Source organism: Sporosarcina quadrami (assembly GCF_014836615.1).
Taxonomy (GTDB): domain Bacteria; phylum Bacillota; class Bacilli; order Bacillales_A; family Planococcaceae; genus Sporosarcina; species Sporosarcina quadrami.
Genome location: NZ_JACSQN010000024.1, coordinates 1 through 14,714, shown reverse-complemented (window position 1 = coordinate 14,714; position 14,714 = coordinate 1). Strand labels below are relative to the sequence as shown.

15 protein-coding genes and 1 pseudogene are annotated in these 14,714 nt (G+C 38.6%); 1 reads left to right on the top strand and 15 read right to left on the bottom strand.

Annotated features, from left to right (window positions below; genetic code table 11):
• Positions 1–35: 35 nt before the first annotated feature.
• From H9649_RS16535 to H9649_RS16470, 14 genes are all read right to left on the bottom strand, one after another.
• On the bottom strand, positions 36–1,058 hold the full coding sequence (locus H9649_RS16535) for an NAD(P)H-dependent glycerol-3-phosphate dehydrogenase (RefSeq protein WP_191696006.1): 1,023 nt from the start codon (positions 1,056–1,058) through the stop codon (positions 36–38).
• 19 nt (positions 1,059–1,077) lie between these two features.
• Positions 1,078–2,388 carry a ribosome biogenesis GTPase Der gene (gene der / locus H9649_RS16530; protein ID WP_191696005.1) on the bottom strand — a complete coding sequence of 437 codons (1,311 nt, stop codon included), beginning with the start codon at positions 2,386–2,388 and terminating at the stop codon, positions 1,078–1,080.
• A gap of 245 nt (positions 2,389–2,633) precedes the next feature.
• The gene (rpsA, locus tag H9649_RS16525) at positions 2,634–3,773 is read right to left on the bottom strand and encodes a 30S ribosomal protein S1 (protein WP_191696004.1); all 1,140 of its coding nucleotides are present in this window, start codon (positions 3,771–3,773) and stop codon (positions 2,634–2,636) included.
• Between the two features lie 80 nt (positions 3,774–3,853).
• Entirely contained in the window at positions 3,854–4,435 is a 582-nt protein-coding gene (locus tag H9649_RS16520) for a lysophospholipid acyltransferase family protein (RefSeq protein ID WP_191696003.1), read from the bottom strand.
• Complete coding sequence (gene cmk, locus H9649_RS16515; protein WP_191696002.1) at positions 4,432–5,109, bottom strand: (d)CMP kinase; 678 nt, start codon at positions 5,107–5,109, stop codon at positions 4,432–4,434. The genes H9649_RS16520 and cmk overlap by 4 nt, the downstream gene beginning before the upstream one ends.
• 87 nt (positions 5,110–5,196) lie before the next feature.
• A complete protein-coding gene (locus H9649_RS16510; RefSeq protein ID WP_191696001.1) occupies positions 5,197–5,835 on the bottom strand; it encodes a flagellar brake protein in 639 nt (212 codons plus the stop codon).
• A 111-nt stretch (positions 5,836–5,946) separates the two neighbouring features.
• Positions 5,947–7,233, bottom strand: a complete 1,287-nt coding sequence (locus H9649_RS16505; protein ID WP_191696000.1) for a PepSY1/2 domain-containing protein — start codon at positions 7,231–7,233, stop codon at positions 5,947–5,949.
• A gap of 57 nt (positions 7,234–7,290) precedes the next feature.
• Entirely contained in the window at positions 7,291–8,064 is a 774-nt protein-coding gene (gene sleB, locus H9649_RS16500; RefSeq protein WP_191696030.1) for a spore cortex-lytic enzyme, read from the bottom strand.
• A 123-nt stretch (positions 8,065–8,187) separates the two neighbouring features.
• Positions 8,188–8,871, bottom strand: a complete 684-nt coding sequence (prsW, locus tag H9649_RS16495) for a glutamic-type intramembrane protease PrsW (RefSeq protein WP_191695999.1) — start codon at positions 8,869–8,871, stop codon at positions 8,188–8,190.
• 73 nt (positions 8,872–8,944) lie between these two features.
• The gene (locus H9649_RS16490; RefSeq protein WP_191695998.1) at positions 8,945–9,907 is read right to left on the bottom strand and encodes a YpdA family putative bacillithiol disulfide reductase; all 963 of its coding nucleotides are present in this window, start codon (positions 9,905–9,907) and stop codon (positions 8,945–8,947) included.
• Between the two features lie 21 nt (positions 9,908–9,928).
• Positions 9,929–10,702 (bottom strand): metallophosphoesterase, encoded by a 774-nt coding sequence (locus H9649_RS16485; protein ID WP_191695997.1) that lies wholly within the window; start codon positions 10,700–10,702, stop codon positions 9,929–9,931.
• 67 nt (positions 10,703–10,769) lie between these two features.
• Positions 10,770–11,492, bottom strand: a complete 723-nt coding sequence (locus tag H9649_RS16480; RefSeq protein WP_191695996.1) for a LysM peptidoglycan-binding domain-containing protein — start codon at positions 11,490–11,492, stop codon at positions 10,770–10,772.
• 80 nt (positions 11,493–11,572) lie between these two features.
• Positions 11,573–13,009, bottom strand: coding sequence for a RecQ family ATP-dependent DNA helicase (locus H9649_RS16475; RefSeq protein WP_191695995.1), 1,437 nt, complete (start codon positions 13,007–13,009; stop codon positions 11,573–11,575).
• Positions 13,009–14,046 (bottom strand): helix-turn-helix domain-containing protein, encoded by a 1,038-nt coding sequence (locus tag H9649_RS16470; protein ID WP_191695994.1) that lies wholly within the window; start codon positions 14,044–14,046, stop codon positions 13,009–13,011. Before H9649_RS16470 ends, H9649_RS16475 begins: the two co-directional genes overlap by 1 nt.
• 108 nt (positions 14,047–14,154) lie before the next feature.
• Between H9649_RS16470 and H9649_RS16465 the strand changes: the two genes are divergently transcribed.
• Positions 14,155–14,415 carry a ferredoxin gene (locus tag H9649_RS16465; protein ID WP_191695993.1) on the top strand — a complete coding sequence of 87 codons (261 nt, stop codon included), beginning with the start codon at positions 14,155–14,157 and terminating at the stop codon, positions 14,413–14,415.
• A 106-nt stretch (positions 14,416–14,521) separates the two neighbouring features.
• Here the strand turns inward: H9649_RS16465 and H9649_RS17915 are convergent.
• Positions 14,522–14,714: pseudogene (locus H9649_RS17915) on the bottom strand (hypothetical protein); the annotation flags it as partial.

The window sequence follows — 14,714 nt, the reverse complement described above, 5'->3', positions numbered from 1 at the left end:
GGACAAGCGGATCATCCTTTCATGTCGCATCAGACTTAATCATTTAAGAAAAAGTCTTCTATTTCGTGTTTTTTTGTTCTGTTCATCAGTTTGTCAACTGCTTCTTTTGGAGGCACATCTTTAAACAATACGGCATAGAGCGCTTCAGTCAGCGGCATAGATACACCGTGTAGCTTGGCCAACTGATGAGCTGCCTTTGTAGTCCGTACACCTTCAATGACCATACCCATACCCGAGACGACCTCTTCAAGGCTATTGCCTTTACCTAGTAAGTTACCGGCTTTCCAGTTCCTAGAATGCAGACTAGTACACGTAACGATAAGGTCGCCAAGTCCAGTCAAACCTGAAAAAGTGAGCGGATTCGCTCCCATTTTAACACCTAATCTAGATATTTCCGCTAAGCCACGAGTAATGAGTGCAGCTTTCGCATTATCACCATAACCTATGCCATCTGAAATGCCGGCAGCGAGTGCAATAACATTCTTAAGCGCCGCGCCAATTTCGACGCCGGTGAGATCACTATTCGTGTACACACGGAAATAATTATTGCTAAATAGATCTTGAACGCATTCTGCGGCTTGCTGATCATTCGAAGCTGCCGTAATTGTTGTAGGATGCCGTAATACAACCTCTTCAGCGTGACTTGGCCCAGACAATGCGACTACAGCTTGCCTTTTGTCTGGACTAATTTCCTCTTCTATCACTTCTGAGATTCTTTTTAGGGAATCCGGTTCAATTCCTTTTGAAACATGCACAAACAGGCATTTCCTATTAACTATTTCACCTATAGCTTTACAGATATCCCGAATCGCTTTCGTCGGAATGGCGATAACAATCGTTTCTGCATGGTCAACAGCTTGCTTCAAATCAGAAACAGCTTTTAGATTTTCTGGTAAACGAATGCCTGGCAAGTAGGAATTATTCGTATGCTTTTCATTGATTTCAACTACTTGCTCATCCCTTCTTGTCCAAAGTAAACAATCATGTCCGTTTTCAGCAAGGACAAATGAGATTGCAGTTCCCCAGCTTCCTGCACCGATTACTGTAATTTTCTCCAAAAATCCCACCTCTTTCATATCAGCTTCTTGGTCGTGTTATTAAACGGATTGGTGTTCCTTCAAATCCGAATGATTCACGCAAACGATTTTGCAAGAAGCGTTCATAAGAAAAATGCATTAACTCTGGTTCATTTACGAAAACAATGAATACCGGTGGCTTGACCGCAACTTGAGTTACGTAGTAAATGCGAAGCCTACGACCTTTGTCAGAAGGTGCTGGATTTCGTGCAACAGCATCTTCAATGACTTCGTTCAAGATACTTGACTGAATACGCATTGAATGATTTTCACTAATTACTTTAATTTGATCGAATAACGTTGTAACTCGTTGCTTTGTTTTCGCAGATACATAAGCAATTGGTGCATAGTCAAGGAACAAGAAATTCTTACGGATATCTTCATTAAATTTATTCATTGTTTTATCGTCTTTTTCAATGGCATCCCATTTATTCACGACAAACATGACGCCTTTTCCTGCATCTTCAGCATATCCCGCAATTCTCTTATCTTGTTCACGTATTCCTTCTTCGCCGTTTATTACTATAAGGACGACATCAGAACGATCGATTGCTTTCAATGCTCTCAGAACACTGTACTTCTCCATGTTTTCGTAAACTTTACCTTTTTTACGCATTCCTGCAGTATCGATAATTTTATATTTTTGACCTTCATATTCATATGAAGTATCTACTGCATCCGTAGTTGTTCCTGCAACATCACTAACAATGACACGTTCTTCGCCTAATAAAGCATTTACAAGAGAAGATTTACCGACATTCGGTCTACCGATTAATGAAAATCGGATTACATCATCTTCTATAGGATCTTCTCCAGGTTCAGGGAAGCTCTCAGCAACCGCATCAAGTAAATCCCCTAGTCCAAGACCATGGGAACCGGAAACCGGATAGGGATCTCCAAATCCTAGTGAATAGAAATCATAAATCATATCACGCATATCTGGGTTGTCGACTTTATTGACGGCTAGGACGACAGGTTTTTTTGTTTTGTAAAGAATTTTAGCGACTTGTTCATCTGCGTCAGTTACACCTTCACGCCCATTCGTCAAAAAGATAATAACATCTGCTTCATTTATCGCAATTTCCGCTTGCAAACGGATTTGCTCTAAAAACGGCTCATCACCAATATCGATTCCGCCAGTGTCAATCAAGTTGAATTCATGTGCGAGCCAATCAGCGGAGCTATATATACGATCACGAGTTACCCCAGCTACATCTTCAACGATTGAAATACGCTCTCCGACAATCCGGTTAAAGATTGTCGATTTTCCTACGTTCGGTCTTCCAACAATTGCAACAGTTGGTTTATTCATTAGTAAACACCCTTCCAGTATATCTCTTGTGTTATTATACAGAACAAAAGCGCAGGGCGCCAGCCTAGTTCCGACAAGCGATGGAAGACTTGACAGAAAGGCGAACTTTGCCTTTTTGACTAGTCTGAATCGACTCGAGGAACTGGCGCCCGGAGTCTGGACGAACAAAAAAGATGATGATGCCTATGCTAGCACCATCACCATTTGATTTGTAGTTCAAACACGAGTTCATGAAACCGACAAAATCATTCCGTGAACTTCTTCAATTGATCACCTATAACATCACTTAAAGAGAATCCTGATTCTTCTTTCATCTCATAATCACCATAAGAGTTGTCATCTTCATTTTCAATAAGGTCTTTTATACTTAATGACAGACGTCTATCTTCAGCATTGACATCGACCACTTTGACATCAATTTTCTGACCTTCTTGAAGCACTTCGTTTGGCGTACCGATATGTTGATGAGAAATACGAGAAATGTGTACAAGTCCTTCAACACCTGGGAACACTTCAACGAAAGCACCGTAAGTGACGAGGCGTTTGACCGTCCCTTCAAGCACAGAACCTTTTGGAGCACGGTCTTCGATTGCTTCCCATGGTCCAGGTAGCGTTTCCTTAATGGAGAGAGAGATACGCTCTGAATCACGATCAACAGATAAAATTTTCACATTTACCTTGTCGCCTTCTTTTAATACATCGGAAACTTTTTCGACATGTTCATGGGTTAATTGTGAAATATGCACTAATCCATCTACTCCGCCAATATCTACAAATGCACCGAATGAAGCAATTCTTTGTACAGTACCTTCGAGCACTTGACCTTCTGATAGTTGTTCAAGAATTTCCTCTTTTTTGCTTGCCTTTTGCTCTTGCAATACTGCGCGGTGAGATAAAATTAGTCGGTTTTTTTCTTTATCCATTTCAACGATTTTAAACTCCATCACACGACCTTTATACTCATCGAAAGATTCTACAAAATGATCTTCAACTAAAGATGCTGGGATAAATCCTCTCACACCTAAATCTACAACCAACCCACCTTTGACGACATCTTTTACTTCAGTTTCAATCGATTCCTCATTATTAAATTTTTCTTCAAGTGAATCCCATGCATTCTCTGCATCCACTTTTCTTTTAGATAATACAAAATTGTCATCTTCAACTTTAGTAATGATCAGTTCAAGTTCATCGCCAACCTTTACAGCGTCAGACGCTTTCTCAATGTGGAGACTTGATAGTTCGCTAATCGGAATAACGCCATCAAAAGGCGCACCTGCAATTTCAACTGTCACGGATTTATCTTCAATGCTTGTTACTTTAGCTGTTACGCGGTCACCTTCATTATAAGCGTTCATCTCATCTAACTTCATTTCTTCAGTCATATGTAATCCTCCTCCATAATGAATCCTATCTCTATATTATTCGAATCGATGCATAAAAACAAAAAAATACACTTATCATTTTATTTATGTTGCTCTAATAGTGTTTGAATTTCTTTCATAATCACCTCAGTGACTTCTTCCGCAGACGCTTTATTTTCACGGTATATCGTCATATCTATCGGTTTTCCATAAACAACATGTAACATCTTAAATTTGTTGTATGGTCCAACGATTGCACACGGCATGACGACTGCATCACCTTTTAAAGCGAAGAAACCTGCTCCTGCAAGTCCTTTTCCAAGTTTTCCATCTTTACTTCTTGTCCCCTCAGGAAACATTCCTACAACTTTTCCACCACGTAGCAATTTAAGTGTCGTTCTAAAAGCATCTCTGTCACTCATACCGCGCTTCACTGGGAAAGCTTGTACTTTTGGGAGTAATGATTTTAAGATTGGCATTTGAAAGAGTTCTTCTTTTGCCATGAAATGGACAGTTCTCGGGCAAGTAATCCCGACAACAGGCGGATCAAGATTATCAATGTGATTCGTGCATAAAAGCACTCCACCTTCTTTTGGAAAGTTCTCTTTCCCTGTCACTTTAATACGATAAAGTGGATAAAAAATTGTACTGATAAGTAATTTACCTAATGGATAAAGATTCACGGGCGCACCCTCTCTTCCGCCAACAATATCACTTTGTCTACAACTTCATTAACTGACAAGGACGTGGTGTCAACCAAAACTGCATCGTCTGCCATTTTTAGAGGTGATACTGTACGCTCACTATCCGACTGATCACGTTTTTCAATTTCACGTTTAAGTTGGTCAAGTGGAATGTGAATTCCTCTAGATTCATTTTCGTTAAATCGGCGTACTGCACGTTCTTCCACTGATGCAGTCATAAAGATTTTTAATTCGGCATTTGGAAGCACTGCAGTTCCGATATCACGACCATCCATGACAACGCCCGTTCCATTAGCAAGTTCCCTTTGTTTTCCAACCATCATTTCACGTACATTTGCGTGTGTAGCTACCATTGATACATTAGCAGTTACTTTCTGAGATCTGATTTCTTCCGAGCGATCAACACCATCAATCCATACAGCTTGGCTACCGTTAACCGGTTTTAAAATTATATCAGTCTCTTGTAACAACTTTGATAGATCGTGATCACTCTTTATGTTTATGTCATTACAGATTGCTTTATACGTCAATGCACGATACATCGCGCCGGTATCGATGTACGTATAATTCAATTTTTGAGCAATCTTTTTTGCAATTGTACTTTTACCTGCAGCAGCTGGCCCGTCAATCGCTATACTAATTCCTTTTAACATATCATCTACCCCCGAATTCAATTCGAAAACATTGTAACATACGGAAAAGGGAAAAGTCCCTGTGTAAAGAGGCCTTTTCCCGATTTACTATTTTTCATTGCGGTGCTTTAACTGTCTTTCAAAACAGAAACGGATAATATTTTGACGATCTGTAGTGTCTATATCCAAAAATTGCATCGAGGCAATTCTTCGACCGTCCTTTTCCCATATCCTTACCGCCTTGGCATCTGTTCGTACATATTTAATATCATCATTCACATATGGAAGAACAACATTCAATGTAACTATGTCAGTTTCCTCAAATGGTTCTTTGTCACCAAGATTGAGTGCGATACCGCCTGCGCTAATGTCTTCAGCTACAAACTGGCTACAGATGCCTGCATAATTCACAGCAACATCTATAGCAGTTTCAACACGCACAAATTCGCGCCTTTGAATTTTTATGAGCTGATTGTCACCAGGATATGTCAATTTCAACATAGGAATTCCTTTATTCACTCTGCCTGTAACTTCGGCTCGAAATGCAAAGGACATCTTATTATCGATGAATGAAATAAGTAGCTGTGTTCCATCCATAAAAAATGCTGTTCGATTCGTTTCCATTTGGACAGGGTAGTCGATCATTACAAAATCATTACCTGCGTCTACTACTTTGCTCTTATATTTCTCGCCTTCCTCTGTGTAATCTTTATCTATGATAACAGTTGTGCCGACTGTTAGACGCATGTGTAACACCTACCTTTTAATAGTTATATCTATTATGGCACGAGTAGGCATAAAATCCAATCTCGAATTTCAGTTCATTTGAACTAATTGTAATTATAAATAGGTATTCAATTAATTAAGCTTCTCTGTTTTGATTACATCTTTATTTTCCGTATCGACTAAAACATTATACGTACCTGTGTGACCTTGTTCATCACGTGTAACAGTTAAATAATAGGCCAACCTTTGTTCAAACTTCTCATTTTCAACATAAGATAGTTCGTTTCTAACGATTTTTACGTCTTCATGAAAGAACTCTTTCCAATCAATCTTATTCACTTTTTGACGATGCAGTTTCTCTTTTTGGATATATTCAGCTGCGTTAAGACCAATCAACTCACCCGTGTCTTTTGCAACCTTCAAATGGATTGTATCAGAAAATACTTTTGCTTCATAAAAAGGTTCTTTACGGACATAAACTAAATGCCAAGCAGTTTCATTTTCTCTCGCTTCTTCAAAGACAAGGTCTTTGTATTCCGCCAATAGTAGAAATTCTTCCGCTTTTTTCTTAATTTCTTCATATGAAAGAGCTGTTTTTCTATGAGGTCTTTCAGACAAATAGGATAACACGTGTCCGCCTTTTTCAGTTATATCGATGTACCCTAATGACTCACCATCCGTAAACCGAATATGGAAAAATGGATATGGTGCGCCAGGTTTACTCATTTCAACACCAATGACATCGTTTGAAACGGCTGGGAATAGATGTTGGAATCTCTTTATTGCTTCGGCTTGTGTCACTTTCGGTTCATCGATATTTTTCAATTCCTTCTTTTTCATTCTATCCGATTCACTTGCGGTCAGTGGAAAATCACTTTCTGTATAGTTTTTGATGGAATGACTAATATTTGTCCAGTTTGACTCCCCATTATGCGCGTTCAGTCTTTCTGACCACTCATCGACTGAATATCTACCGTTAACGAGTCCTGTAGTCGCAATCAACCATTCATTTTTCATTTGGCCAAGATTTTTTGAAGCTTGAGCCATAACAGTATGATAATCATCAGGAATTCCTGATGAATCAACTTCTTTTGCATAGTTCCCTATTCGACCGAGATAATTCATCCAAGAAGTCGAAAAGCTTTGGTCAAGTGGTAATGAGGCAACAGAATTTTTTATGTCTGCAGATAAACGCCATATATCTTCCCTCGCCTTTACAGACCCTTCTGATTCGTTAAATAAAAGCGTCTGTTTCACTGCTGAATCAAGCTCTTCAAGTTTTTCTGATGCATCAGACATCTTCTTTGCATATTGGTTGCCAAGAGCCAATGATAATTTTTCACTTTCTGAAGTCTTATTAACCGCAAAAACAGTGATAACAACTAAAGCGTAAGCAAGAACAAAAATTATTTTTTTCATAATAAGTAAACAGCCCATTACTCATGGAAACTGTACAATCCTCCTTTGTTTACAGTATCAATGACAAAAGATGTGCAGACCTATTTTCTTAGTTTGAGGTCTCGACCATATCCATTTACTCGTTGCAGTTATCGGGTTGAAATAGTAAATGGAGTTTTCCGAAGGATCCCACCCATTCAACGCATCTAGTACAGCTTCTTTAGCTCGATCATTAGGGGTCAACCATATTTGGCCATCTGCTACCGCTGTAAATGCGCCAGGTTGAAAGATAACACCGCCAACTGTATCTGGAAAGTCAGGGTGTTCAACACGATTTAATATGACAGCAGCTACTGCCACTTGTCCTTCATATGGTTCGCCTCTGGATTCACCGTATACAGCATTTGCCATTAAATTCAAATCCTGTTCAGAATACTTAGATGGTAAATGAATGTTTTCTTTCTTGCCGCCTCCTTGCTTTACTTGTGAGGATAAAGGTTTACCACCATAATGAGTAAATTGATTTCCTTTTTTCAAATTATCCATTACAAATTTTTCGTCATAGGAAGATGCAGCAACCAATTTTTTCTTTGTCAGGGTACCCGCTATACCATCAAGGGGCATTCCGTATTTCTCTTGAAAAGAACGCAACGCCCAATAGGTCCCATATCCAAATTTCCCATCTATTTCGCCATTGTAAAATCCTATATATTGCAGTCGAGCCTGCAATTCAATGACATCATCTCCTGTAGATCCTTTACTGAGGTCCCTCGAAGTAAAAGCATCTGTTTGACCATCTGAAAAGACAAAAGAAACGCTAATCACTAACATAACCGCCAATAAGCTAATCATTATTTTTTTCAATTTTGGAACCCTCCTTTTCTTCAGTTTGTCCAAAGAATCCCGTTTTATTAGCTTAGGAGCAATAAAAAAAGATCCAGCAGTTTTGCAGGATCTGAAGAAGCATATTGTTTCTTATTTTGTTTTCATAGAAGCTTTTCTTCTAAACTGTTGCATCGCAAACGTATGTGCATATTTGACTCGCGTAAGACCGAACCACCATAAAAACAGCATAAACGGAATGATTAGATACAATGACAAATCGTTAACTCCGAGAATACCATTGTAAAGAAAATGTAAAATGAAAGGTGCGAAAAAGGCGAAGAATAACATACCTCTGCGATTAGAGCCTACTATGAATTTAGCTCTACCAAAATAATAGCCCATTACTACACCAAACAACGCATGGCTTGATACTGGTAACAACGCTCTTATAAAAGCGGTATCTAATCCAAAAGTTAATAAGTACAGAATATTTTCTACTGTTGCAAAACCTAACGATACGCTTGCTCCATAAAGGATCCCGTCATAAGCATCTTCAAATTCGACATGTTTATAAATCGCGATTAATAATATTAACCATTTGAAAAACTCTTCAATCCCACTCGTAAAGATGGCATTTCGAAAAAACTCATTATGTATTATGTGCTCTTCTTCAAAAACATGCTGAATAAACATAATAGGGAATGTCATGATTGCTCCATATATAAACGTATGAAACAACGTTAGAGAAGGATCTTTAGCAATTTGCTTGCGCAAGTATAAGTAGCTGAAAAGAGCCAAACCTGGCGCAATCGCAACTGAAAGTAAAATTATCATTACCAGGTAGCCCCCCTCACTACTACTATTCTTGCTTTTATATTCATAACAAAATGACAAACTACAATGACAGTTACATATTTCCGCTAATATGGTTCGCTATAAGTCCGCCGTGTAGTCTTCCATTTTCAATGAATATTTCATTCGCATTGTTCCCAGCAGCTATGACCCCTGCTATGTATAGTCCCTCAACATTCGATTCCATCGTTTGTTCATTGTACTTTGGTCGACCAGTAACTTTGTCAATTTGTACGCCCATTCTTTTCAGGAATTCGTGATCAGGATGATAGCCGATCATAGCAAAAACATAGTCATTATCAATAGTAAGTTTTTCTCCTGCCACATCGAATTCTACCGTCTTGTCAGTTATTCGCTCAACTTTCGCATTAAAATGCATATTAATTTCGCCTTCCCGAACATAACTATCAAACGTCGGTAAAATCCATGGTTTAACACTATCAGAATATGTTGCTCCTCTGTAAAGAGAAGTAACAGATGCCCCTGCTCTTACTAGTTCGATTGCAGCATCAATTGCGGAGTTTTTACCACCAATAATAACTACTTTTTTCCCGAAGAAAGGATGCCCTTCTTTAAAATAATTGGAAACTTTCGGCAAGGTCGCTCCGGGTATATTCAATTCGTTCGGATTATCATAATAACCTGTAGCTACAATAACATATTTGGACATGTAGCTTTCTAAATCTGATTCCACTATAAATCCATTGTCCGTTTTCGTTACATTTTTCACAGTTTCAAAGCTATTTATTGTAACTCGCTTTAATTGAGCGACAGTTCGGTAATAGACAAGTGCATCATTTCTTTTCGGTTTCTCTTTAGCAGTGATGAACGGTATATCTCCAATTGATAATTTAATGCTAGAACTAAAAAATGTCTGATGTGTTGGATAACGGTATATGGAATTGACGATATTACCTTTTTCAATAACAAGAACATCCAAACCTGTATTTTGTAATTCAATAGCGGCGGATAGGCCACATGGCCCTCCACCGATAATTATTGCATCTGTAGATTTCAATAAACTCAACTTCTTTCAACATCAATAATTAATCGTTATTATATGACTTTCCGGATGCGCTCCCAATCTAAGTGGAACAAGTGAAGTTCCATAACCATTACTTATCAGTCGCGCCTTTCCGTCTTTCTCTACAAATTCCCCTAGCGGATGAAGACCGTATTTCCCAAAACGAATTTGACCTCCATGCATATGCCCTGCAAGTAGTAATTCCGGACTGACGATTTCTTCCACTTTCCTGAATAAGGAAGGAGTATGCGTTGCAACTATCGAGTATTCAAAATCACTTATATTTTTCACTGTATTTGGTACGTCGACATTGCGATTGGACGGGTCATCTGTACCGCAAATTACCCATTGTGAATGATTTGAAATTTGAGCACTTTTATTATCTAAGATAATTCCGTTATTTTGGTTAATAATTTTTCTAATCGCTTGTTCACCGACTTCACGATCGTTATTTCCCCATATGAAATACAGTTGACCAAGCTCTGCTAGAGATGTTACATTCTGTTCAATTCTAGATAATGGGACACCACCTTCGGCTAAGTCCCCACCTATCATAACGACATCAAATGAACCATTCGCTTTCACTTTTTTTATGAAATGTTTATCGATTTTCCTGCGATGAATATCCGAGATAAAGAAAACAGACAATACTTTATCTTGAGGATTTCTTGTTTCCACACAAAAAGAATGTCTAACTATATTTCGCCGCTTTGCTAAAATGAACATATGCATCAATAAACCAATAAATAACAAAATAATAGACATTATGCTTTGCATTAGAATTTTCATATTTACACCTATCACGAGAAAAAGGCAAAGAAGCGAGCTTTGCCTTTTTCTTCATTTTCAGAATATATCACTTTGGTATAATTAATTTTTGTCCTGCCATTATATCATTTGATGAGAGACCATTCGCTTTTTTGATCTTTTCTACACCCGCATCCGAACCGTAATAATTCATAGAAATACGATATAGCGTTTCATTTGCAGAAACAATATGAGTTGCTGATTGTGGATTTGTAACAGGTTTTGATTCCGGTTTTGGTTCGGGTTTCTTTTCAGGTTTTGCTTCTGGCTTCGGTTGCGGTTTTACTTCTGGCTTTGTAGCAGGTTTTTTCGATTCAGTATCACTCTTGCCATTCGAATTAGAGACTTCCACTTTTTCTGTAGCAGAAGAATTTACTGAAACTGGAGGTTTACCTGTTTCACTAGCAGCATCGGTTTTTTCTTCACTATCATTCTTTTTGGTAGATTCTTCTTCTGGTTCAGAATCATCATCTGTCGAAATTGAACCTGCAGTTTTACCAGGAGATATATCCATCTGAACACCCGTATTGTCATTTGCCGACCCGCTATCCGATCCAAAATAAAAATTATAAATAACAAATGCAAAAATCACTATCGGTATGAAAGCAAAGACTCCAAGAATAATATTAATCATTGTATGACTTGAGGTTTTTTTCACTTTCCGCTTGTAGTGCCTTTCCACCCTTGACGTCAGCAATGGTTCATTGTCGGTAGTAATATCAATCTCTTTGCGTTGTTCTTCAAAGTCAGTTTTGTAATCATTATTGTTCATCGACATATTCTCCTATCCCATCATGCTGTTCTATCTATTATGACGAATATTGTCGCAAATGTAAACGGCCATAAGACATGTCAACCTAGTAGCTTTGTTATCCTTTCATCCCATGTCATGATGGCATGCTTATTCATTGAGGGCTTTTCAACAGTAAGCCACTCCATTTCTGGCAAACTGCAATTCGAACAGCATTGAGGTATTTTCAAATTAGACTCTTCGCCAAAATACGACAATATATTTTTTCGAATGCAATTAGTAGTTACTATAAGAGACAACATCGTCTGCAGTTCGGTGTTTTTCTCTTCGGCTAGACTTAAAAGCTTCTCGATAATCTCAACTACTTCAAATCGTTCCATGTAGTAATCGATTACCCTCTTCCCTGTTTCCGATAAACCTGCAAGCTTAGCAGCTTCTTCCGGCGCCATCCCATCTATTAAAAGGTTATTGTAATAGCGTACTTGCTCTTCTTTAGGTATATCAGTCTGGATAATAAAACTTGTGAGCTGTTCGTCTGACTGCATATACAACAATGTTGCTACTGAGGGTAATCCATCTCGGCCAGCCCTCCCAACTTCCTGGCTATAATCAGCAACAGTGGAAGGCATATGTTCATGGATGACTTGTCTGATGTTTCCAATATGTATACCCATTCCAAATGCGTTTGTTGCGCAAATCCAATCAAGTTCTCCATTATAAAATTGACTTTGAATAATCGAGCGATCATCCTGCTCTTTACCCGCATGATACGACTGACAAGATACACCGATACTTTGTAGTTCTTTTGCTAATTCATCAGAACGTTTACGAGAGCTTGTGTATATGATCCCCGGTCCTGTCGTTGTGCTAACCCTATTTTTAATCCAAGCCATTTTTTCAATAGATGATTTTAAGCGAATGACTGAATAACAGATATTTTTGCGATCTAATGATTGTCGTTCAACAACTGGGGAACGCATCTGTAAATAGTATGGAATATCAAACATCACTTTCTGATCCGCAGTTGCGGTTAACGCCAAAATAGGGGGACGATCGATTATCTTTAAAAAGTCTCCTAACCGTAAGTAATCAGGTCTAAAATCAAATCCCCATTGTGAAATACAGTGCGCTTCATCAACAACAATCAATGCAAGTTGCAGTTTCCGGAAATAATCAACGACAGTTCTTCGTGAAAGCATTTCAGGAGATACAAAAATGAATTTAAAGTGATCAAGTTGACGGATGACCTTTTCTCTTTCACTGTAACTCAAAAACGAATTCAATGCGACGACTCGCTTTTCCCCATTTTTACGCATTTGGGCAACTTGGTCCTCCATGAGTGATACGAGAGGCGACACAATCAGCACAGAGCCATTCATTAAATAACCGGGTAATTGGTAACATAGAGACTTCCCCATACCTGTAGGGAGCACAGCAATGGTATCTCTGCCTTCTAGCACATGCTCAATAACTTCTTGTTGACCGGGTCTAAATTCCGTGTACCCAAATCGCCTTTGCAGTTCTTCGGTAAGATTCATTAAACTACTCCTTTCTCGTTGACAGCCATAATTAATCTCAATTCAAAATAGGTTAAAGAAGGGAACGCTACTTTCAAAAGTTTTAAACGCTTCGTCCCAAGTGAATTTGCTTTTGCGATGACAGCTTTCATCTGTTCTATGGAAACAAATCTAAGGATAGGAAATGAGCTTTCATTCATAGCCATCTCAATTAAATGATCTTCAATAGTACTCAATTTCAATTGTCTAATCTCAGCTATACTTCCTAATGAATGCCCCTCTTCAAAAAGTTTTTTTGTTCGTATCGCTGAATCGGTCAAGTATGTTTGTACTTTTATATCATCCGAAATTAAACGTAAAATAGGATATTCATCTAAGGAATGAATTTCATCCAACAACATGTGTAGACTTTCTATGAATTGAAGACGTATACTATCTAACTGTTCTTCTAATTCGCGTGCTAATTGGTCCCATGTTTTCGCAGTATCTCTTTTTCCGGTTAAGCGACCCGTGAAAATGAATTTTTGTTTATCCGACATCCCACATCCAATTAATGCTTTCTTGAGTTCGTCACCTATCTCTTTAGCGAAGTGAGGTGATGTAATTGGTTTTCGGTAAAACAATCGTTTAACAAAGAGCTGAATATCTCGATCACTTTCTATCGGAAGAAATGAATGCGTACCTTCCCTCAAGTTGGATACAGTCTGAACAGCGAGGGCCAGTCGTTTAAAGAACACCACTTCTCTACCACGATAATCCCAGCCTCTGAAATGATAATCCTCTTGTTTGTTAACTTCGCTTGCGCCTTCTGCTGTTAATCGGATAAGGTTATCCTCTTCCACAATGAAAGCAGATATACGCAATTTTTCAGCAGCTTTTTGGAATTCCTTATCGGTTAACTTCGGTAGAATTCCGAAGAACGGTTTTACCGCGAAGTATTCAACATCCTGAAGTGTCTGCCCAGATTTTTTCCCTCTTAATAAATGCAAACTTGCATTTATCGTCCGTTCTCCATTCATTTTACTTATGATAAATAATAGGATAGAAGACAAATTCATGCCTGATTCCTCCCATAACAATGTTTTTATGTTGAAAACTAACGAAAACAGCTTTAGAATGATAAGGGAACTAATTAGATAGTGCGGAGAAAAGAGGAGAGAACGTCAATGTCTACTTGCAAAAAATACACAATTGTCGATCAAGATACATGTATCGCATGTGGGGCTTGCGGCGCTGCGGCACCTGATATTTACGATTATGATGATGAAGGAATCGCTTTTGTTATCATCGATGATAACATGGGGACTACTGAAGTTCCAGAAGAACTGTTGGAAGACATGGAAGATGCTTTTGACGGTTGCCCAACTGACTCAATAAAAGTTGCAGATGCGCCATTTGATGGCGATGCATTAAAATACGAGGACTGACTTCAAGCGAGTCTATGAATACCATTAAAAAAAGCCATCCATTAAAGGATGGCTCAGACTGTAGACAAACACCTTTATTTTCGGTGTTGTTTACAGTCTTTTTCATTTAAAATAGAGATAAAGCTATAAATGTTGATTTCCGCTGCGAGCGGACGCTTTCCGCTGGCACGGCTTCAGCCGCTTCCCTCGCTGCGCTCAGTCCAGGGTCTTCAGCTCGCGCTGTTCCCGCTGGAGCATTCCTGTATGGAAAGTCGGGCCCTATTGAATTGAAAAAGCCCTCTTGGTATGATGCGGTTGTC

Bases quoted from the DNA above. Each gene is read 5' to 3' on its own strand.
- cmk (WP_191696002.1), bottom strand. From the start codon at position 5,109: ATGTTAAAAGGAATTAGTATAGCGATTGACGGGCCAGCTGCTGCAGGT.
- H9649_RS16470 (WP_191695994.1), bottom strand. From the start codon at position 14,046: ATGAATTTGTCTTCTATCCTATTATTTATCATAAGTAAAATGAATGGA.
- H9649_RS16465 (WP_191695993.1), top strand. From the start codon at position 14,155: ATGTCTACTTGCAAAAAATACACAATTGTCGATCAAGATACATGTATC.
- rpsA (WP_191696004.1), bottom strand. From the start codon at position 3,773: ATGACTGAAGAAATGAAGTTAGATGAGATGAACGCTTATAATGAAGGT.
- H9649_RS16510 (WP_191696001.1), bottom strand. From the start codon at position 5,835: ATGCGTCTAACAGTCGGCACAACTGTTATCATAGATAAAGATTACACA.
- prsW (WP_191695999.1), bottom strand. From the start codon at position 8,871: ATGATAATTTTACTTTCAGTTGCGATTGCGCCAGGTTTGGCTCTTTTC.
- H9649_RS16475 (WP_191695995.1), bottom strand. From the start codon at position 13,009: ATGAATCTTACCGAAGAACTGCAAAGGCGATTTGGGTACACGGAATTT.
- H9649_RS16505 (WP_191696000.1), bottom strand. From the start codon at position 7,233: ATGAAAAAAATAATTTTTGTTCTTGCTTACGCTTTAGTTGTTATCACT.
- H9649_RS16480 (WP_191695996.1), bottom strand. From the start codon at position 11,492: ATGAACAATAATGATTACAAAACTGACTTTGAAGAACAACGCAAAGAG.
- der (WP_191696005.1), bottom strand. From the start codon at position 2,388: ATGAATAAACCAACTGTTGCAATTGTTGGAAGACCGAACGTAGGAAAA.
- sleB (WP_191696030.1), bottom strand. From the start codon at position 8,064: ATGATTAGCTTATTGGCGGTTATGTTAGTGATTAGCGTTTCTTTTGTC.
- H9649_RS16485 (WP_191695997.1), bottom strand. From the start codon at position 10,702: ATGAAAATTCTAATGCAAAGCATAATGTCTATTATTTTGTTATTTATT.